The organism is Alicyclobacillus cycloheptanicus (assembly GCF_028751525.1).
Lineage (GTDB): Bacteria > Bacillota > Bacilli > Alicyclobacillales > Alicyclobacillaceae > Alicyclobacillus_L > Alicyclobacillus_L cycloheptanicus.
Genome location: NZ_CP067097.1, coordinates 1,863,957 through 1,883,240, shown reverse-complemented (window position 1 = coordinate 1,883,240; position 19,284 = coordinate 1,863,957). Strand labels below are relative to the sequence as shown.

The following is a 19,284-nucleotide window of genomic DNA, read 5'->3' as shown; positions in this document are numbered from 1 at the left end:
CTCCTCGGGATGGCGTTTCATCCATCGCAACGCCCAGGAGGGTTTCGATTGCAAGAGGATGTGACCACTCAAGCACATGCAACCGTTCGGGCGGTCGATCGCGCACTGGACATCTTGCTTTGTTTCGGTCGTTCCTCTGGGGGACTGACACTCAGCGAAATCTCAAAGCAAGTCAACCTGCACAAAAGCACTGTATACCGATTATTGACCTCCTTACAGGTGAAGGGATTTGTTCGCCGCGATCCCGATTCGGATAAGTACTTTGTCGGTTGGAGCGTCCTTGAACTGCTCAGCGGCCTGCACGAGTCGGATGAACTGTCCTCGCTTGCCCTGCCAGAGATGACCCGCCTGCGTGACCGGACGGGAGAAACCGTCAGTCTCTACGTACGGGTCGGGCGCGAGCGATTGCGCATCCAGGCCGTGGACAGCCAGGAGCCAGTTCGTAATGTCGCGATCATCGGGAAAACCTACCCGTTGTACATTGGCGCCTCGGGTAAGGTGCTGCTGGCGTTTGCGGATTCGTCTGTTCTGGAGCAGGTGTTCCAGGATGCATCCATGCCGCCGGACTTTGACCGGGAAGACCTGCTGAAACAACTGGCGGTCATTCGACGGGACGGATACGCGACCAGCATTCAAGAACGGGACACAGGAGCGGCAGCCGCGGCGGCGCCCGTGTTCGACAAGAACCACGAACTGGTGGCCTCGCTGTCCGTATCCGGTCCGGTGTCACGGTTCACGCCTGTGAAAATGCAGGAACACATCCAGGCCGTGAAGCAATCTGCAGTTTTTCTTACAAAATTGCTCTCGCGTTGAAGCCAAAGACGCGGGAACGCAAAACGGGGTGGTTTCGTTGGGAAAACCAACGGTCGTCGTCATGGAGGGTGACCAAACAGGTCAAGAATTGCTGGAGCAAGCGCTTCGTGTGCTCTCCCCCGATGTGATTGGTACAGAGCTGGAGCTGCTGCGCTTTGATCTCAGTTTGGAGAATCGGCGGAAAACGAAGAACGGCGTGGTTCACGAAGCTGCGAAGGCCATGCGCGAGTACGGCTATGGCTTGAAGGCAGCCACGATTACACCGGAAGAGAAAGGTGACGTCGGCAGTCCAAACGCCATTTTGCGAAGTGAAATCAACGGAACGGTCATCGTCCGGACAGGTCGCCGCATTCCTGGGATCGCGCCGCCGGTCGGCGTATACTCGCCCATTTCCGTCGTCCGCATGGCCGTCGACGACGCCTATGGCGCCAAGGAATGGCGGGAAGACGGCGACGGCGACGAAGTCGCGTTCCGGACCGAGAAAATCTCCCGCAAAGTATGCCACGGAGTCGCGGAGTATGCGTTTTTGCACGCGCGCAAGCTGCACGCGAAAGTGTTCGGAGGCCCCAAGTTCACGGTGAGCCCTGTGTACGAGGGCATGTTCAAGGAAGAATTGGACGCAGCCGCCAAGCGCTACCCCGACGTGGCCTATGAACCGCAGCTGATTGATGCCACCTACGCGCTGCTGCTGGTCAAGGCGGGCGAACCGCTGGTCATTCCAGCGCTGAACCGGGACGGCGATTGCCTGTCCGACCTGGTTCTGCAGATGTTTGGGTCCATTGCGGGGTCAGAGTCCATCCTGCTGTCCCTCAATGAGAACTGGCTGCCGGAAGTTGTGATGGCGGAAGCGCCGCATGGTACGGCACCATCCCTGTTCGGAAAGAATGTCGCGAATCCGATGGCCATGATTCTGGCGGGTGCATCCTTGCTCTCGTACAGCAACGACCGCGTGTTGGCCTCTGCATCGCGCGCCATTTACGAAAGCACACTGGAAGCCGTCATGAACGGCATTCGGACGTCTGACCTGGGCGGCGGCGCCAGTACGACGGAGTTCACCGACGAGGTCGTGCGCCGGGTGCGGCAGAAACTTGAAATTTGGAGCACCTTGGGCGACAACCTGTAAACAACAAGCCATACAAGTTGGACGAGGGGGCTGATGCCAAGTCGGGATCGGCCCCCTTCGCTTGTCTTCTGTGCGTCTGCCCACCCATGTAAGCACCGGTTCGAATACGCTGAACAGAGCGCCCAATGGGAGAAGGGTGGGTGAAGCCAGTGCGGCGAAGCAACAAGCAGATGCAGGAGTGGGTTCGTTTCGCGCTGCGAGACTTTGCAAAGACACCGTACGTTCTGCAGGTACAACTGGAACAGTCACAAATGGGGCAGGCTGCGAAGGAGCCCTCCGGCGAGGCGTCCGCACATAACGCCACCACCGCAGGCGATGCCGGATTGGGCCGCGCCCGTGCGTCGTCCGGAGCACGGGACACGGCGCCGCATGCACGCGGGACTGAAGCGGACTGGCAGCGACCGGTGCAAGCCGCCACAAGCACAAAACGCGCCGAGCAAGCGCCGGAGGTCCGCCGCGGATCGGCCGAATCGGCGCACATGCTGCCCCCGCAGAGCGGCCGGGGTACCCAGGCTGCCAACCCGGCGCGCAAGCCCGTCGACCACACGCAGCGACGGGTGTACGCCGTGGTGCGGCAAGCTGGGTTCGCGACGTCCGTCCTCGATGAATACACCTGGCAGCCGACATCTGCAGAGGCCTTTCGCGGCGTCATCCACGTGGTCACCCCCGAGGGAGACTTCGCGTTGAAACAAACCAATCTCAGCCCAGGCCGCGTGACCTTTGTCAAACACCTGATGGATCACGCCCGCAAGCACGGATTCGAGGCGTTCGCGCCGCTTGCGCTGACGCGCAAGGGCAAACCGTACGTGACGCGCAAAGAACATGTCTATTACGCCACCCAGTGGATTCCCGGCCAGCAAGCCAACTTTTCGTCGGTTCAGCAGGTTGGCCAAATCGCACACGTCCTGGCGCGCTTTCACGAGGCCACCCGCGGCTTTACCTCGGAAGCCTACAGCGCGCAGCCGGAGTTCGACCTCGTCCGGATGATTCGCCGGCGCAGAAATGAACTGTACCGCATCCTGGCCGAGGCCGAGCGCAAGCGTGATCCCGACCGATTTGACACCACCTTGCTGGAGCTCGCGCCAGCGCTGCGGCAGGACGCTGACGACAGTCTCGAGCTGGTACAACAAACCTCCTGCGAAGCGTTCTTGAAAGCAGACGCCAAGCGGCCGGGCATTTGCCATCTCGATGTCATTCCGGGGAATTTCGTATACGACCTGGAAAAACGAATCATCCTCATTGACTTGGACCTGGCCACCTATGCGCCGCGTGTGCTGGATTTGGCACACTTGCTTCGCAGGTCCCTGCAGCAACAGTACTGGTCTGCACAAGCCGCGTACGCCTGCTTCCTGCACTACGACACGGTACGGACCATCACGCCCGGAGAGTACGACCTCGTCACGGCCTTGCTGCGCTTCCCCTACCGCGCATGGCGCTTGGCCCGCACCCGGTACCAGGGGATGCGCGACACGTTTCAGGTGGATGAACTGCAGGCCTACCAGTCTCAAGAGCCCCGCCGGCAGGCGTTTCTGTCCGCCTTGGCGGATGAAATCACCCGCCTTCAGTCCTAATGCTGCGCCGGCTGGTCCAGGTCGAGCGCCTGGCGGCTCTGCTCCAGCGCCAGCAGGCTTGCTTTCAAGTGCACCTGTGACCCCGCGTAGCCGACCAGCGCGCCGCTCTGGCCAATCACACGGTGACACGGAACGAGGATGGGGACCGGGTTGGCGCGATTGGCCTGGCCGACAGCGCGGACGGCCTTCGGGTTGCCGATTGCGGCAGCAATGTCCCGGTAGGAGCGTGTTTCCCCGTATGGAATCTGCAGCAGTGCGTTCCATACCGCCTTTTGAAAAGCCGTCCCCCCGCGCATCGACAGCGGGACCGTAAAAGTCGCTCTTTCGCCGCGGAAGTAGGCTGCCAGCTGTGCCGCCGCCTCGTTGACCCAGTGCGCGGCAGCCCGCCCCCCGGCCGTGGCCTCGCAAGGGTCTGCAGCAAGGTCCGCCTCCTGCGGGTCCGCACAAAGGTCGGCCCGCTCCCCGAGCTCGGGCGCATCCGCCAAAGCGGCATCTGCCGGCACCAGCCAGTGAATCGAACAGACGCCGGCCTCATCCGCCGTGACGCGCAGGGTGCCCAGCGGCGACTGCAGGACCCGGTGCGCCAACACCCGTTCTTGCTCGGCTCGTTCTTCCGCGTCTGTCGTCGGCGCGACCTGCAATACCCGTTTCACTCCGTTTGCCATGGTTTCTCAGACTCCCTTCGCCGCCTCATGCTGCGCTGCGGTGCCATCCAGCGCCCATGCCATCTCTTCGCGTACAGCCTCGGAACGCTCTTCTTGATAGGCTGCGGCCACAGCGGCCCGTCCCTCGGCTGTCTGCAAACGAGACAGCGCCCACGCAGCGCTGATGCGCAATTCTTCGCGTTCGTGCCGCAAGAACGGGAGGATGTGCGGCACGGCCTGGGGGTTCCCACAGTTGCCCAGGGCAATCAGGGCATTGCGCTGCAGGGTACGAACCCCCCGCCAGGCCATCGCCGTCTGCCCAAACTTGCGCTGAAAGGCTCGATTGCTCAAGGTCAGCAGCTCGATGAGCTCGGGGTATGCCAACTCCCCCTGCGGTACGTAGGCTGGGTCTTGTGCGTACAGAACGCCGTGGTTTTCCGGACAGGCCCACTGACAAGTGTCGCAGCCCCACACCCGTCGCCCCAACTTCGTGCGATAGGGCTTGGGAATCACGCCTTTCATCTGCGTCACGTAGGACAGGCATTGCCGCGCGTCGATCACCCCGGGCGCCAGCAGTGCCCCGGTGGGGCAGGCCTCCAGGCAGCGCGTGCAGGTGCCGCAGTGCGAGGCCTGCTCCGACGGGGCGGGTTCGATCTCGATGTCCACGCACAACGTGCCGAGAAAGACAAACGATCCGTACGGCGGGACATACAGCATGCAGTTCTTCCCGACCCAGCCAATGCCGGCCCGCTCCGCGACGCGGCGGTCCACCAGCGGCGACGTGTCGACCGCCGCCTTGGCTTCGACGGGATGCCCCACGGCCTCCTCAAGCAGGCCGTGGAGCGTGTGCAGCCGGTCCCGCAAGTCGTGGTGATAATCGATGCCATAACTATAAACGGAGACTTGGCCGTGCAAGCCCCCCTGCGGATGTCGCCGGGCTGTCGCCTGGGCCTGCGGCGTGAGGTACGCGACAGCGACCGAAATCAGCGACTTGGCACTCGGCAGCCACCGCCGCGGGTCGACCCGGTCACTCGTCTCCGCCCACTCGTACCCGGTCAGCCCGCGATCGCGGTACGCCTCCAGGCGAGGCTGCATCTCGGGAAACGGGTCGGCCGGCGTCGCCCCAATCGCCGCAGCGCCAATCGCCTCCCCCATCGCCCGCAGCTGCGCCAGCGTGACGACAGTCACTGCGGTACCGCCTGCCGTGCCAATTCGTCGCAGCGTTCATTCCAGGCCACGCCGGCGTGCCCTTTCACCTTTTCGAACTGCACCTGATGCTTGGCCACTTCCGCCAGCAGTTCTTCCCATAAATCACGATTTTGCACAGGGTCACCCTTGCTGTTCTTCCATCCGTTGCGCCGCCAGCCCTCATACCAGCGCTGCCGGAAACAGTTGATAACGTAGGCGGAATCGCTGTACACCACCACCTTGCACGGCCGTTTCAGACAGCGCAGCGCCTCCGTCACGGCCCTGATTTCCATGCGTTGATTGGTGGTGTGCGGCTCACCGCCAGACACTTCCTTGACATGCTCGCCGAACTGAAGCACCGCGGCCCAGCCCCCAGGTCCAGGATTTCCGGAACAAGCCCCATCTGTATAAATCGTCACAGTCTGACCGTCTGTGGTATCCATCGTTTCTATCGTCTCAGGCATCGGTCATCGCCTCCACCCTCATTATAGCCTGGGTTGCTGCACAGGTCGTCTCCCATCGACGTCATTTGTCTTCCACCAGCGCGGGACCCCAACATTTCTTCGCGACCGCCGCAGCATCACGTGAAGATGCGCCACAGCGCGACGCCGGACACCCCCAGCGACACGATGGACAGGAGATACGCAGAAATCCATGCCGCAAACGAGTCTTTGCGGCGCTGCAGCCACCGCGCAAAGGACACGGTGTAAATCGCGATCCACAAAGGAATCAGCATCGCCACAATGAACTTAAGCATGCTTCGCCCTCCTTTTCGCCGGTTTGCCGCGGAGCAGGCCAGTGAGCGCGATGGCGACGGGCAGGCCAAAGACAATCGTCCAGCCCCAGGAGAGCAGGACGTCGCGATCGAACTGAATGGCCTGCGCCACGTTCGACGGCAGCAAGCTGCCAGAGAAGGCGATGAGCCCCAGCGCAGCCACGGCTGGGCGAAAACTCGGCCAGCCGCAGGCGCTGGCCAACAGGTAGCCTGCCCCCCACAAGGTGATGGCCATCTTGACGACTGCCGCTGTGACCCACATGAACACGAACAGACTTTCTACATGCTGAACATATCGGCCAATGGCAATGATGCGGGCGAGCTGATACATCGGAAACTGCGCCGTGTAGGCGGTCACGGCGGGAAATACCATGTAGTACGTGACGAGAAACGCCGCCAGCAGCAGGCTGGAGGCCGCAATGCTCGTGACCCCCACCCGCCGCAGTGAGCCCGGGTCGTGCGCGTGCGGGTAAATCACGCACAGCAGCAGCACATTGATGAAAATCGAGGAGTACTTGAGCGACCCATCCACCACCTGCCAGACGCCGTTTCCCCAGAACGGCAAAAGGTCGCTGGGAATCCACCAGTTCACCGTCAACACGCACAGCAGCAGCGTGCCAATGACCAGAATGGGACGAAGAAAGTAGGAAATGCGGGCGATGCCTTCCAGCCCGCAGTAGGCAATATAGCTGACGACGACCACGAACAGGCCCCCGACCATCAGGATGGGTGTGGACGGAAGGACCGTTGTGATGACGTTCTCCGTAAACTGGCGCATGACATTGGCTGTCGAAACCAGAAAGTAGACGACAATCACGAGGGCGACCAAAATCGCGATCCACCGCCCGCAGGACTCCTTCACCACTTCGACGATGTCCATGCCTGGAAAGTGCCGCTTCAAAACGGCTTCCACGATAAGAAACAGGATGAGGGTCATGGCACCGGACAGAAGCGGCACCATCCACCCCGCCTCCAACCCGCTGGTGGACACGTACTGGGGGTAGTTCAAAAACACGTTGACCCCCACAAACAGGGTCATCATCGCGGTTAGCTCTTTCCCGCCCACACTGGTCCGTTCGGGCACGTCAGCCGGCATGACTATCGCTTCTCCTTTCGACTCGCGGCGCTTTGCTGCCGGGTATTTGGACTCCAGGGCCGGGTCACGGGCTGCTGGCGCCAGCTTTTTCTGGTGAACAGGTAAGTTGGGCGCTGGTTCATGGTATAGGCTGGACCGCGGACCAGGACGTCCGGAGACGTGTCCATGCTGGGCACCACGGGTGCGAGCAAGGGAACGCCGAACGACTTCTGCACCGCCAGTCGGGTCAGCACCGCGCACAACAGCAGCGCGATGCCGTAGAACCCACAGAATGCGGCTGCAAACAGGAAGGCGAAGCGCAGGATGCGCACGCCGAAACCCAGGTTGTAGTTCGGGATGGTGAACGAAGCGAGCGCCGTCACCGCCACGATGATGACCAACAGCGGGCTGACAATGCCCGCCTGAACGGCGGCTTGGCCGATGATCAACGCCCCAACGATGCCGATCGTCGGTCCAATCGCCGACGGAATGCGAATACCCGCCTCGCGAATCAGTTCAATCGCGAATTCCATCAGCAACACCTCCAGCAGCACGGGAAACGGCACCTGCTCGCGCGCTGCCGCGATGGCAAGCAGCATGCCCGTCGGGAGCATTTCTGGGTGATAATTGGTCACCGCGATGTACATGCCGGGCAGCAGGATGGCAATAAACAACGAGATCCAGCGAATCATCCGCAGAAAGGTCCCAAACGGGACGCGCAGGTAGGCGTCTTCGGGCGAGTGCACCATGGTCCAAAACACCACCGGCGCCACGAGAACAAACGGGCTGTTGCCCACAAAAATGGCGACGTGACCTTCGGACAGCATGTGCGCCACACGATCCGGCCGCTCGGTCGAATCCACCTGCGGCACGGACATCCATGGGTTGTCCTCGATAAACTGCTCCAGCAGCCCGCTGTCGGGCAGGTAGTCCACGTCAATGCCTTCGATGCGGCGCTTGACTTCCGCGACGAGGCGTTCGTTGGTCAGGCCTTCGATGTACATCAGGGCCACGTCCGTTCGTCCCAGCCGGCCAACGGACATCATTTCGGTCACGAGGTGTTCACTGCGCAGCCGCGTTCGAACCAGCGCCGTGTTGGCGCGAAAGTTTTCGGTAAACGCGTCGTGCGGGCCGCGCACAACTGCCTCCGTCAGCGGCGGGCTGACCGACCGGTGCTCCCATCCCTTGGTCTCCACGATGAGGGCCGCGTCGCAGCCGTCGACAAAGACCGCGGTCGATCCCGACAGAATCGCGGGCACCACCTTCTCCCACGATGACTCGACGGAGAGCTGGTTGCCCGGCAGGAGGGTCATCTGGACGGTTTTCAGGCGATCGACGGACCCCGGCCCTGCATCGTCGCCGCCTCGGCTATGGCTCACGCCCTCGCTCAGGAGCATGAGGGGCTCCAGGATGTGCGTGTTGATGAGCAGGGTCTGTGACATCCCGTCCACAAATACCGCGAACGCAGGCCACCCCCGCGGGGTGCCAATCGTGAAATCGCGGACAATCACGTCCTTGTTTTTCGGGAGGTGGAAGATTTCCTCGATGCGAGCCCTGGAACGGGTCAACACGGGGTTGATATGATCACGGTCGTCCCCGCCTTCCCCGGATTTTTCACGATGCGGTTCCTGTGCGAACCAGGCCTTCAGCGGCACCGGACGGATGGGGGCCTCCACATGCACCGGTGCTTCCGCTGCGCCGTCTCGCCCAGCGTCACCCTCTCGCCCAGCTTCGGCGCTTCGTCCGTCCCCGCGGCTCCCGTCCACCGCTGCGCCGCGGCGCGAGTTGTCCGCTTCCTCTGAAAGTGAGAACTGGGTGTCCAGCAGGTTATCGTCGATGGTCAGCGCTCGTTTCATCCAGGCTGGAATTTGCACAGATTTGCTCCCCCGCCATTGAATTTGAGGCCCCGCCGAACGGGGCGGCACGTTCTGTCATTCCATGCGTAGGGTGCGACGGGAAACAGGGGATTATGCTTGGGGCGGCAGCGCCGCTTTAGGCGCGACCAGCAGAATGACCGACAGTTGTTTGGTCGTTGCGTCGTAGCTCACGAAGCGAACACCATAGGGAGACTTCGGCCGCGCGGTGACATTGAGGTCGATTGTGTTTGTATCGCGATCGGCCACAATCCATGCCGGCAGCGGGGCGTGCTGCAGGACGCTGACAAGCACCGCAGGGGGAATCGGCAGGCCGCCCATGTGCGCCTGCTGTACACGCAGATCGAGATTGCCGCTGTGGATGGTCGGTGTGACCAAAATGGAAACGGGAAGGACACGTCCGCCGACCAGAAACCCGAACTGCAGGTTCCACTCGGTGCCCAGCTGTACGGTTGCGTACGAGACGGTCTTGCGAAGCTCGCTGGACTCGGAAACCGCGTAGGCAAGGTAGGTATTGATGGCGTCCTGGCCAATGGTCAGCGGAATTTCCGCTTCCTGGCCGACCGACTGCGCCGGCGGGGATGGCTGCTTGTGTGGTTGGGACAGCACGGCAAACCCGACCGCTCCAGCCACAATCACCAGCAAGTCAAAAGAGAGCAGAAGGACGAACAGTTTCTTCCACACACAGAGCCCTCCTTTTTGCTGCTGCCCGCGCTGCGTCGTTGGCACGAACCGCCCGCCGCTTACATCACAAGGATGTGGACATCGAAATGGCAGTCCTGTACGATGAGATCGTACGAGAGTCGACAAAGGAAGTGCGTGCGCGCGTGAACGTAAATAAATGGCGCAACTGGGCGCTGGTATTCATGTTCGGCGGTTTTTTCATCATGTATTGCGGGGTTTTTAACCGAACGCTGCTGCCCTACCTGTTGGTTGTCGGCGGCATCGGCGTCGTCATTGGGATTCTCATGTACTTTCGCTTTGGTCCCGTCAATTCCAGCATCCCGACGATGGAATGCCCGCGCTGCGGCGAACGGATTCGTTTGACGGGGCCGGTCGATGCGTGCAGCCACTGCCATCAGCGCTTGCGGCGCACGGAAGCCGGGACCTATGAACCCGATACCCTGGATTCGGGGTCTCCGAATGTCGACTGACCCGAACCGCGAAAAGAAACGCTTCTGACCGCCTGAGAACCTTTTACCGCCTTACGACTTTCGTTGTCCGGCCCGCTTCGACCTCGCTGGCGCCGGCTTCTCCTCAAACACTTTGTCCCGCAGCTTTTGGTCCGCTTTCAACTTTTGGTAGAAAGCGCAGAAATCCGACACAGGGCAGATATCGCACTTCGGGTTTCGCGCCGTACATACCTGACGTCCGTGGTGAATCAGCCAGTGGTGGGCCTGTCCCCACAGTTTTTGGGGAATCCGCTGGCAGAGCTGCCGTTCGGTAATCTCCGGATTCATGCTGTGCGCGATGCCGATGCGATTGGACACCCGCTGGACGTGCGTGTCCACAGCCAGCGCAGGAATGCCAAAGGCATTCGACAGCACCACATTCGCTGTCTTGCGCCCGACCCCAGGCAGCTTCACCAGTTCTTCGGCCGTTTGCGGCACTTCCCCGTGATACACCTCGAGAATCATGCGGCTGGCGGCCACGATGTGCTCAGCCTTGGCGCGAAACAGCCCCAGTTCCTTGATGTCCTCTTGCAGTATATCCGGTGAAACGGCCGCATAGTCTTGCGGTCCGCGGTATTTTTGAAAAAGACGCTCCGTGACCATGTTGACCCGCACATCCGTGCACTGCGCTGAGAGCATAGTCGCGATCAGCAGTTCAAACGGATTCGAGAAATTCAGCGCGCACTTCGCGTCCGGGTAGGCTTGTTCCAGTTTGACGAGCATACGCCGCGTATTGGCGCGAGACATCAATGCCATCTTCAACACCCTATCGTAGGTAAGAGTAGCGAGGCACGCGAGCTTGCTGCAGCAGCGCTGCGTCGGCGAGCCCCTCGAGCAGCAAATCGCGCACCAGCGGCTGATGAAACTCAATGTTCCGGCCGCGGTGAAACGCTGGAAACACCGGGGACAGCCAGAGGTATTCACAGGTCACAACCCGATACCACCGGTTTGGATCGACCCGCTGCCCTGCCACTTTCACGGCGGCAATTCGGCAGGCACCGCCCATCGCCCGCTCCAGGACAATCTCCGCGTTGGCCACTGCCAGGACGCCCACCACCGCACCGCGAAAACCAAATCCGAACCCAGGCCGGTGGTAGGTCTCCGGCTGAATGGAAGCTTCCAGCGCCTGTATCAAATCCCGCCCCTGCAAGGTCAGGCGAATCGGCCGGGTCGGCGTCGTACACGCCCCCAGCACATGCTGCAGCTGAACCTCGCCCTTGAGCAGACTCGCTGTGAGCGCGCCCGCCATCATGATGCCCAGGTCGCAGGGGTAGCGTTGAAACAGAATGTCCACGAGCAAATTGCCGAACCACGACTCGCGGTCAAATGCCACGCTGAGGGGCTCGGAGAGTCGTGCGACACACCGGGAGAGCGACGATTCAATGTCCGGCAGGTAGCCGCGGTAGGCGGACAGCATTTGGGTGTCCAAGGGTCCGTGCAGGTTCACTGCGACGGGCTCGCTGTGGACCTGCCGGATGCTGCGGCGCTGCACGTCATAGTCGATGACCGTGTGGCCGAACACGACCCCGTGTTTCCCCGGCTGGAAAATCGCCGTGCTTCCCACAAAGACAGGCTCCGTCATAAACTGATGGGTATGCCCGCCCAAAATCACGTCAATGCCTGGCACTTCCCGCGCCAATGCCTGGTCCTGATGCAGTCCGAGGTGCGACAGCGCAACCACGATGTCGCACCCCGCCTGCCGAAGCTGGGCAACGGCGGCGGCCGCACACGCGAAGGGGTCCCGAACCTGAACACCCAGCACTCCGTACGGTCCTTCAAAGTTCGGCGTGACGCCAAACACCCCGAGCCGCACGCCTTCCCTTTCGTAGATCCACGTGTCGGCAAAAAACGGGAACGGGGTGCCGTCCGGCTGGCGAATGTTTGTGCCAAGCACTGGCACTTGCGCCCGCGCCGCGAGGTTCGCCCAGCGCTGGACGGGGATGGTCAGTCCCTCGTTGTTGCCAAACACCCACCCGTCACAACCCAGCGCCGACATCAGCGCGGCGTTCACCTCGCCGAACGTCGCCTCGGTTTCCGGACGGACACGGTCGAGCGTATCGCCAATGTCAAACGTCAAGGTCCACTCGCCGGCCTGCGTGTGCCGCTGACGCAGGCTGCGAAGCTGTTTTCCGAGCCGCATGTAGTTTTCGAGCTGACTGTGCACATCGTTAATGTGAAACAGGTGGATGTTCACGCTAGGCCTTGAGTCCCCTACGAAGGATTTTTCCGACTGCCGTTTTCGGCAGCTCGTCACGGAATTCAATCAACCGCGGCACCTTGTACGCCGCGAGGTTTTCCCGGCAAAACGCGATGAGTTCTTCCTCCGTCACGGTCATGCCAGGCTTGAGAACAATAAACGCCTTCACCGTTTCGCCGCGATAGTCATCCGGTACGCCCACGACGGCCGCTTCCAGGACGGCGGGGTGCTGATACAATGCCTCTTCGACGTCGCGCGGGTAGACATTGTAGCCGCTCGCAATGATCAGATCCTTTTTCCGGTCGACAATGAAGGTGAATCCATCTTCGTCGATCACGGCGATATCCCCCGTCAACAACCAGCCGTCGACCAGCGTCCGCGCCGTTTCTTCCGGGCGGTTCCAGTAACCTTTCATGACCTGCGGCCCGCGGATGGCCAACTCGCCAGGCTCCCCGACCGGGAGTTCCTTGGCAGGGTCATCCACAGCCACGATTTTCGCCTCCGTGTTGGGTGCCGGAATGCCGATGCTGCCCACCTTGCGCCGCTCCTTCAAGGAACTGTGCGTCACTGGCGAAGACTCACTGAGTCCATACCCTTCCGCCATCACAGCACCGGACAGCTCCTCAAAACGGTGCAGCACCTGCACAGGCAGCGGCGCACCGCCGCTGTTGCACACCCGCAGCGAGCGCAGCGCGTCTGAGCCGGGCGTCAGCACCTGCGTCAGGGCCACATACATGGTCGGGACGCCAGGAAACATCGTGACCTGATAGCGTTCGATGAGGGAGACAATCTCCTTCGCATCGAACCGCGGCACCATGAGGCTCGTGCCGCCGAACGCAATCGGCAGGTTCATGCAGATGGTCATCGCGTAGACGTGAAAGAGCGGCAGCGCACACAGGCCGACATCATTCGGCTGGATACCGCCCGGGACAAAGTAGGCGGACTGGTGCGCGTTCGCGACCACGTTGCGATGCGTCAGCATCGCACCCTTCGAACGGCCGGTGGTGCCGCCCGTATACTGAAGGACAGCGACCGTTTCAGCGGGATCGAACGACGGAATCTGAAAATCCGCAGGCACGGTCGTGCCCGCCAGCCACTCATCGAACCATACCGCGCCATCGGGCAGCGCCGCGGTTGCGGGTCCCAGCCGAACCGCAACCAGGTGTTCCAGGAACGACGGGCGGACGGACTGAACCAGCGGGATGAGCGGGTCGTACGCGATGAGCATTTTGCATCCGGAATCGTTGAGTAAATAGTCCAGTTCTGGCGCCGCGCTCATCGGATTGACCTGGACGACCATCGCGCCGATCCCTGTGATGGCATAGTAGGCAATCACGTACTGCGGGCAGTTGGGCAGCATGATGCCGACGCGATCGCCAGCCTCAATGCCCAGTTCACAGAAGGCAGCCATGGCCGTGAGGACATGCTGGTGCAGCTGCTGGTAAGTGATTTCCTGATTCGCAAAAATCAGGGCCCGGTGGTCTGGCACCCGCAGGGCGGTTTGCTTCAACATCTCATAGAGCGTTTGATTTGGCAACGTGATTTCTGGTCCCCGAATGGCCATGAATACGCCTCCCCCGTTCAGATGAACGACCTGTACGTGCACCCCCGGCTGCGGATCGCATGTCCTCTGTATCCCCGGCAGCTTGCTGCAAGCTTTCCGGCGCTCTGTGCTTTCAAGCGCTCTGTGTTCCGTCCAGTCCGAGTTGTGCACGGACCGGCTGCAATGCCTCAATGATAAAGGCGATGTGTTCATCCAGGTCAACGCAGAGTTCTGCGGCGCCCTGATAAACATCCTCGCGATGCACCCCTCGCGCAAACGCCTTGTCTTTCAACTTCTTCTTAACACTTTTCACCTCGACGTCCGCGAGGTCCCGGGTGGGGCGTACCATCGCCACCGCCATCACGAAGCCGGAGATCTCGTCACAGGCAAACAGCGCCTTCGCCATCAGGGTGTTTCGCTCCAGGCCGTTGTAGTCGGCGTGGGCGCGAATGGCGTAGATGACATCCTCCGGGTACCCATGTTCCTCCAAGATCTTCGCCCCTACGACGGTATGTTCCTGCGGTGTCGGGTATTTCTCGTAGTCGAAGTCGTGCAGCAGGCCCGTGATGCCCCACTTCTCTTCATCTTCCCCGTATTTGCGGGCGTACGCCCGCATCGCAGCCTCAACCGCATAGGCGTGACGAAGCAGCGATTCCGATTCTGTGTACGCTTTCAACAACGCAAGCGCTTCTGCTCGAGACTTCACAAAGCCTGCACCTCCGCAGCTGCCAGCCGGAACAACGGCGCCAGATTTGCAAAACACTGCTGTACGGCCTGCTCAAAATCGCCCGCGGTCATCTGAACCGCTTGCTCGCGGTCCACCTTCAGTCCAACCAGCAGTTCTCCTTGCCGGCCTTTCAGCCGGTCTGCCAGTTCCCGCAGCCTGGCCTCGTCCACGCCCGCTGCGGACAGCGCGTTCGGGTCCATGTGATTGGGAATCCACACGTAATCCGGCGGAACGATGCGCAGGACCTCGTCCGCGTGGCGCACGAGCTGTTCGGCGTACTGCGCTCGGACCGGTGATTCGTAAATCAACCCGAACGTGGCAAAGACATGGGTGCGCCACAACCCGATTTGGAAGTGCGGGTGCTTCTTGTAGCCGCGCTTGTCTTCACAGAACGCCACCCAGCTGTCGTCCGGCGGATTCACTGTGCGGCGCGCGTGCTTCGCGACATGCGCGAACATGGGACGCCCCAGAAGATCGGACAAGTACGCGGAAAAATCCGCTCCGAGCGCCTCCAGTTTTGGGCGCAGCTGTGATTTCAAAACCGCCATTCTGGGCTCCAGCCCTGGCACCGCAAAGACCTCAAAATCTTCGTCGGAAAATCCGGAAAACCTCACCCAACCACCTCTTCTCAACACCTACACCTATAACAGTAGACAAGCCTGAGACTTCTGGCAAGTGCCTGGGAAACGATGGCAGGCCAGCGCCTTGGCACGGGACTTGGAACGGCACAACCTGCCCATTCCCCTAGACCGGTGTGTGCTGCCGCGCCTTGCGTTCAATGCGCGCCAACCGGTGCGCCAGCGCCGCCAGGATGCCGTCTGTACCTTCCCCCGCCGGGTGCAACGGCTGCGCGGCACCGCTGCCAAGCTGCCTCGTGCGGCGCGCTATGGCGATGCGCGTGAACTCGGCCGCCGCTGTGAGGTCGCGATCGCGATGCTCGGCCACCTTTGCGAGTTCCACCGCCGGCAGGGCACTGTCCGGGTACCGGTCAAGCATCCTCTGCCACTCCGCGCACGCCTGGGCCCACATGCCGCGGCGCTTCAGGCGGAGGCTGTGCAGCCAGTGTACACGCCAGTCGGCATCTGGCGCAGCGGCGGCAGCGCGATAACTTTGGGTGGCGCGATCGAACGCCTGCCACTCATCGTACCACCGGCCCAGCGCCAGGTGTTCCGCGGCGTGGACGGCGGGACGCCTGCCTGCAAGCACATCGGCCACCTGCGCCGCCAGCGTGACCAACGAGCACACGTCCATCGCGTTATGCTCCAGCACCGGACCAATCTGTGCCGCGCTGCCCTCGTTCACAAACGTGAAATACCGCAGCGGCGCCTCTGTGCCCGGCACATCGTCCTGACGCTGCAGCCCCAGCAGCTGCTCTTCCAGGCTGTGCAGGGAGACGCTGCCGAACACCGCCCGCCACAGCCGGCGGCTCGGGAGGAGCAAATCAATGTGCTGCGTCTCTTCCATCGGCCAGCCCAGTTCCGCCCCCAGCCGGTACATCAAAAGCCGGTTCTGGAACAGCGGCCAGTCAAACGTACGGCCGTTGAACGTGACCACCACGGTGTCAGGCGCCGCAAATTCTTCGTCGCAGATGGCCGCCAGCATCGCAGGTTCGTCGGCGTAATCGGCCAGAAAGTACTGCGTGAGTCTCAGTTCGTCGCCGACGACACGCGCCACCGCGTGCAAAAAGGGGAAGGTGCCGGCCCCCGTGCCCAGCCCGCTGGTTTCGGTGTCATAGAAGCGCAGCGCTGCGACGCCGGGAACCTCGCGGAGCTTGGCGGCCCGGGCCAGGGGCGCGAGTTCGCAGGTCAACAGTTCCGCAAATGTGTACTGTCCGTGCCGCGCCAGCAAGTCAAACGTCAGCGTGCGCGAAACGTACGGTCCGAGTCTCCCCTGGCGGCGAGTGAAGCCCAGGCGCTCCAGTCCATCTTCCCGCGGCGGGACGGGCGCCGTGCTGTCAGAGGGGGCACTCGTCCGGTTGACACTCTGTTCAAGCGCTGCGATGCGGTCGCGCAACGATCGTCCCACGGGCTTCCCACTCCCCTTCGTTTGCACTTCCATTTGTCTATCGCCAGGACACGTCTGTTGCAACACCGTGAACGCGCCCGGTTTCGCTTCCGATCGCGGCCCTATAACACGGTGCGGAGCAGGTCCGCAACCAGCGGTTTCGGGTTGTGCGCCCCTGCCTGCGGTCCGATGCAGGCGGGACAGCCCGACTCGCAGCCACAGGCGGCCAGCATCTCCGCCGCCGTTTGATACACGGTCCCCGCTTCGCGAAAGACGCGGTTGGACAAGCCGATGCCGCCCGGATACGCGTCATACAGGTACAGCGTCGGCCGGCCCGTCAGTTCGTCGCGAATGTGCACAGCGACATGCAAGTCGGTCGGGGCGCACATACAGTGGAGCGACGCAGCATGCCGCAGCAGCTGTGCGAGTCCTGCGAGTGCACTCTCCCACGCATCGTTGTCAAACGGCAGCGCCTCCGGCGTCCACGAACACCAGTACCCCTCCGTGTGCAGTTCGGCCTCCGGCAGGTGAATCTTTCCCCAGCCGAGGTTCTCGTGCGTGTCAAACTTGATTTTCTTAAACAGCGTCGGCATGGCGTTCACCATCACCTCGCCGGCCTGATGCAGGACGCTGGTCCCGCCCTCGCGTTCCTCCAGCACATCCAGCACGTGCAGGCGCACCGCCAGTTCTGCATCGGTATAGTAATCCGCCTCCACCGGCCGGACGAACGCCTTGCCGTTCTCGAGGTCGAGCTTTTCGACTTGGTACGATCGCGACTGGTGCAGGTACATGGCCTCTTCATGCAGCATCGTGAGCGCACTGAAACGGTCCATTTCGCCGATCACCAGGGGTTTGGCGCCCGATACATCGACAATCACGACATTGTCCTGCGCCGCGCTGCGCAGCGACACCCCGTGACTGGGCAGTGCGTCGGACATCCAGAAGTACCGCCCGTCTCCGCCCCGGTGCAGCACGCGCTGCTCCGCCAGGTACGCGAGCAGTTCGTCCGTCGTCTCCACGCCGAAGCTTTCATCCGGGGCAAACGGCAGTTCATACGCAGCGCACTTCAAGTGGTCCATTAAAATCAACAGGTTTTCCGGGTAGAGGCGGGCGGCCTCCGGGGACGCCGAAATCAGCGCCTGCGGGTGGTTGACGACGTATTGGTCGAGCGGTGAAGCATTGGCAATGAACAAGGAGACGGACAGACCGTTCCGCCGGCCCGCCCGCCCGCTCTGCTGGCGAACGGAGGCAATCGTCCCTGGATAGCCCACCGTGATGGCGGCTTCCAGCGAACCGATGTCGACCCCCAGTTCCAGCGCGTTGGTGCTGACCACCCCGCGAATGTCGCCGGCGCGAAGCCCGCGTTCAATGCGTCTGCGCTCATTTGGCAGATACCCGCCGCGATAGCCGAACACCTTGCTGCGCAGCCGCTCCGGAACGTCCCGTTTCCAATAGGATGCCAGCACTTCCACCTGGGTCCGCGCTTTGACAAACGCGATGGTCGAGATGTCTTCCTTCAGCAGCCGCGCGCCAATGCGCCGCGCTTCTTGCAGGGACGACCGGCGCAGTCCCAGCTGCGGCTGAATCACCGGTGGGTTGTAGAGGATGATGTGCCGCTCCCCCTGTGCCGCGCCCGACTCATCCACGACGGAAACCTCGGCGCCGACCAGTTCACGGCCGAGATCGGCCGGGTTGGCGACGGTGGCAGAGCTGAGAATGACCTGCGGCGAACTGCCGTAAAACGCGGCCACGCGCAGCAGCCGCCGAATCACGTTGGCCACGTGGCTGCCAAACACGCCCCGGTAAATGTGCGCTTCGTCGATCACGATGTATTTGAGGTTCTCGAACAGCCTCAGCCACTTGGTGTGATGCGGCAAAACCGCCGCGTGCAGCATATCCGGGTTGGTGACCACGATGTGGCCCGCTTCGCGGATTTTCTGGCGAGCGTGCAGCGGCGTATCGCCGTCGTACGTGAACGACTGGACCTGGGTCTGCAAGTGATGAACCAGGTCGTGGAGCTCCGCGACTTGGTCCTGAGACAGCGCCTTGGTCGGAAACAGATACAGCGCCCGCGTGCCCGGGTCCTTGCAAATGGCGTCGAGGACGGGCAGGTTGTAACACAGCGTTTTTCCGCTCGCCGTCGGGGTCGTGACCATCACATGCCGCCCCGCGCGCACGAGTTCGGCTGCCTCTGCCTGGTGCGAATACAGTTGACGCATGCCGTGCGCTGCCAAGGCGGTACGCAAGTCTTCGTGCACCCATGCCGGCAGGTCTCGAAGCCGCGGCAGACGGGCCGGTTCCACATGCCAGGCGGTCACGTGATTGATAAAGTCTGGTGTTCGTTTCCATTCATCCAGCAGGACGGATAATTGCACACTCATTCTTCCTTCATTCATCGGATAGGGTCTTCATTCGCCGCGAAACATGCGAACTCCTGTTCGGAAACCTTGCTTCGCGACCCTGTTGTACTAGAAAGCACCTTGGACACCCGCTCTGGGGTGTCGGTTTCTACGAAATTTCAAACCGAATGGTCACCTTCCAGCCTATTCAACATAGCATGGTAAAGGGCGTCAAAACA

Annotated in this window: 18 protein-coding genes; 4 read left to right on the top strand and 14 right to left on the bottom strand. The window is 61.8% G+C overall.

The genetic code is table 11. The annotated features are described in order from the left end of the window. Positions 1-48: 48 nt before the first annotated feature. From JI721_RS08710 to JI721_RS08700, 3 genes are all read left to right on the top strand, one after another. Positions 49-813 (top strand): IclR family transcriptional regulator, encoded by a 765-nt coding sequence (locus JI721_RS08710; protein ID WP_274454488.1) that lies wholly within the window; start codon positions 49-51, stop codon positions 811-813. A 37-nt stretch (positions 814-850) separates the two neighbouring features. Then, positions 851-1,936: an isocitrate/isopropylmalate family dehydrogenase gene (locus tag JI721_RS08705; protein ID WP_274454486.1), complete on the top strand. Its 1,086-nt coding sequence runs from the start codon at positions 851-853 to the stop codon at positions 1,934-1,936. 140 nt (positions 1,937-2,076) lie between these two features. Continuing rightward, positions 2,077-3,507 (top strand): phosphotransferase, encoded by a 1,431-nt coding sequence (locus tag JI721_RS08700; RefSeq protein ID WP_274454485.1) that lies wholly within the window; start codon positions 2,077-2,079, stop codon positions 3,505-3,507. Here the strand turns inward: JI721_RS08700 and JI721_RS08695 are convergent. The 7 genes from JI721_RS08695 to JI721_RS08665 form a co-directional block, all read right to left on the bottom strand. Further along, positions 3,504-4,097 (bottom strand): methylated-DNA--[protein]-cysteine S-methyltransferase, encoded by a 594-nt coding sequence (locus JI721_RS08695; protein ID WP_274457763.1) that lies wholly within the window; start codon positions 4,095-4,097, stop codon positions 3,504-3,506. The genes JI721_RS08700 and JI721_RS08695 overlap by 4 nt on opposite strands. Before the next feature lie 81 nt (positions 4,098-4,178). Then, a complete protein-coding gene (queG, locus tag JI721_RS08690) occupies positions 4,179-5,339 on the bottom strand; it encodes a tRNA epoxyqueuosine(34) reductase QueG (RefSeq protein ID WP_274454484.1) in 1,161 nt (386 codons plus the stop codon). Next, positions 5,336-5,803, bottom strand: coding sequence for a ribonuclease HI (gene rnhA / locus JI721_RS08685; RefSeq protein WP_274454483.1), 468 nt, complete (start codon positions 5,801-5,803; stop codon positions 5,336-5,338). Before rnhA ends, queG begins: the two co-directional genes overlap by 4 nt. Before the next feature lie 116 nt (positions 5,804-5,919). Further along, complete coding sequence (locus tag JI721_RS08680; protein WP_274454482.1) at positions 5,920-6,096, bottom strand: hypothetical protein; 177 nt, start codon at positions 6,094-6,096, stop codon at positions 5,920-5,922. Next, the gene (locus JI721_RS08675) at positions 6,089-7,210 is read right to left on the bottom strand and encodes a GerAB/ArcD/ProY family transporter (RefSeq protein WP_274454481.1); all 1,122 of its coding nucleotides are present in this window, start codon (positions 7,208-7,210) and stop codon (positions 6,089-6,091) included. The genes JI721_RS08680 and JI721_RS08675 overlap by 8 nt, the downstream gene beginning before the upstream one ends. A gap of 2 nt (positions 7,211-7,212) precedes the next feature. Then, positions 7,213-9,063 carry a spore germination protein gene (locus JI721_RS08670; RefSeq protein ID WP_274454480.1) on the bottom strand — a complete coding sequence of 617 codons (1,851 nt, stop codon included), beginning with the start codon at positions 9,061-9,063 and terminating at the stop codon, positions 7,213-7,215. A 93-nt stretch (positions 9,064-9,156) separates the two neighbouring features. Continuing rightward, positions 9,157-9,747 carry a DUF2140 family protein gene (locus JI721_RS08665; protein ID WP_274454479.1) on the bottom strand — a complete coding sequence of 197 codons (591 nt, stop codon included), beginning with the start codon at positions 9,745-9,747 and terminating at the stop codon, positions 9,157-9,159. A gap of 86 nt (positions 9,748-9,833) precedes the next feature. Here JI721_RS08665 and JI721_RS08660 point away from each other — a divergent pair, with 86 nt between their 5' ends. Continuing rightward, positions 9,834-10,217, top strand: coding sequence for a DUF2614 family zinc ribbon-containing protein (locus JI721_RS08660; RefSeq protein WP_274454477.1), 384 nt, complete (start codon positions 9,834-9,836; stop codon positions 10,215-10,217). A 51-nt stretch (positions 10,218-10,268) separates the two neighbouring features. Here the strand turns inward: JI721_RS08660 and nth are convergent, their stop codons facing one another. The 7 genes from nth to JI721_RS08625 all read right to left on the bottom strand — a co-directional run bounded on the left by nth (position 10,269) and on the right by JI721_RS08625 (position 19,087). Beyond that, the gene (nth, locus tag JI721_RS08655) at positions 10,269-10,991 is read right to left on the bottom strand and encodes an endonuclease III (RefSeq protein ID WP_274454476.1); all 723 of its coding nucleotides are present in this window, start codon (positions 10,989-10,991) and stop codon (positions 10,269-10,271) included. A 10-nt stretch (positions 10,992-11,001) separates the two neighbouring features. Next, positions 11,002-12,429, bottom strand: a complete 1,428-nt coding sequence (locus tag JI721_RS08650) for a bifunctional metallophosphatase/5'-nucleotidase (RefSeq protein ID WP_274454475.1) — start codon at positions 12,427-12,429, stop codon at positions 11,002-11,004. Position 12,430: 1 nt separating this feature from the next. Beyond that, positions 12,431-13,996: a long-chain-fatty-acid--CoA ligase gene (locus JI721_RS08645; RefSeq protein WP_274454474.1), complete on the bottom strand. Its 1,566-nt coding sequence runs from the start codon at positions 13,994-13,996 to the stop codon at positions 12,431-12,433. A gap of 112 nt (positions 13,997-14,108) precedes the next feature. After that, positions 14,109-14,681, bottom strand: a complete 573-nt coding sequence (locus JI721_RS08640) for an HDIG domain-containing metalloprotein (protein WP_274454473.1) — start codon at positions 14,679-14,681, stop codon at positions 14,109-14,111. Then, positions 14,678-15,316, bottom strand: coding sequence for a YktB family protein (locus JI721_RS08635; protein ID WP_274454472.1), 639 nt, complete (start codon positions 15,314-15,316; stop codon positions 14,678-14,680). The genes JI721_RS08640 and JI721_RS08635 overlap by 4 nt, the downstream gene beginning before the upstream one ends. A 130-nt stretch (positions 15,317-15,446) precedes the next feature. Next, the gene (locus tag JI721_RS08630) at positions 15,447-16,727 is read right to left on the bottom strand and encodes a ribonuclease H-like domain-containing protein (protein WP_274454471.1); all 1,281 of its coding nucleotides are present in this window, start codon (positions 16,725-16,727) and stop codon (positions 15,447-15,449) included. Between the two features lie 101 nt (positions 16,728-16,828). Continuing rightward, positions 16,829-19,087 (bottom strand): DEAD/DEAH box helicase, encoded by a 2,259-nt coding sequence (locus JI721_RS08625; RefSeq protein WP_274457760.1) that lies wholly within the window; start codon positions 19,085-19,087, stop codon positions 16,829-16,831. Positions 19,088-19,284: the final 197 nt, after the last annotated feature.

Bases quoted from the DNA above. Each gene is read 5' to 3' on its own strand.
- rnhA (WP_274454483.1), bottom strand. From the start codon at position 5,803: ATGCCTGAGACGATAGAAACGATGGATACCACAGACGGTCAGACTGTG.
- JI721_RS08680 (WP_274454482.1), bottom strand. From the start codon at position 6,096: ATGCTTAAGTTCATTGTGGCGATGCTGATTCCTTTGTGGATCGCGATT.
- JI721_RS08675 (WP_274454481.1), bottom strand. From the start codon at position 7,210: ATGCCGGCTGACGTGCCCGAACGGACCAGTGTGGGCGGGAAAGAGCTA.
- JI721_RS08660 (WP_274454477.1), top strand. From the start codon at position 9,834: ATGGCAGTCCTGTACGATGAGATCGTACGAGAGTCGACAAAGGAAGTG.
- nth (WP_274454476.1), bottom strand. From the start codon at position 10,991: ATGGCATTGATGTCTCGCGCCAATACGCGGCGTATGCTCGTCAAACTG.
- JI721_RS08645 (WP_274454474.1), bottom strand. From the start codon at position 13,996: ATGGCCATTCGGGGACCAGAAATCACGTTGCCAAATCAAACGCTCTAT.
- JI721_RS08625 (WP_274457760.1), bottom strand. From the start codon at position 19,087: ATGAGTGTGCAATTATCCGTCCTGCTGGATGAATGGAAACGAACACCA.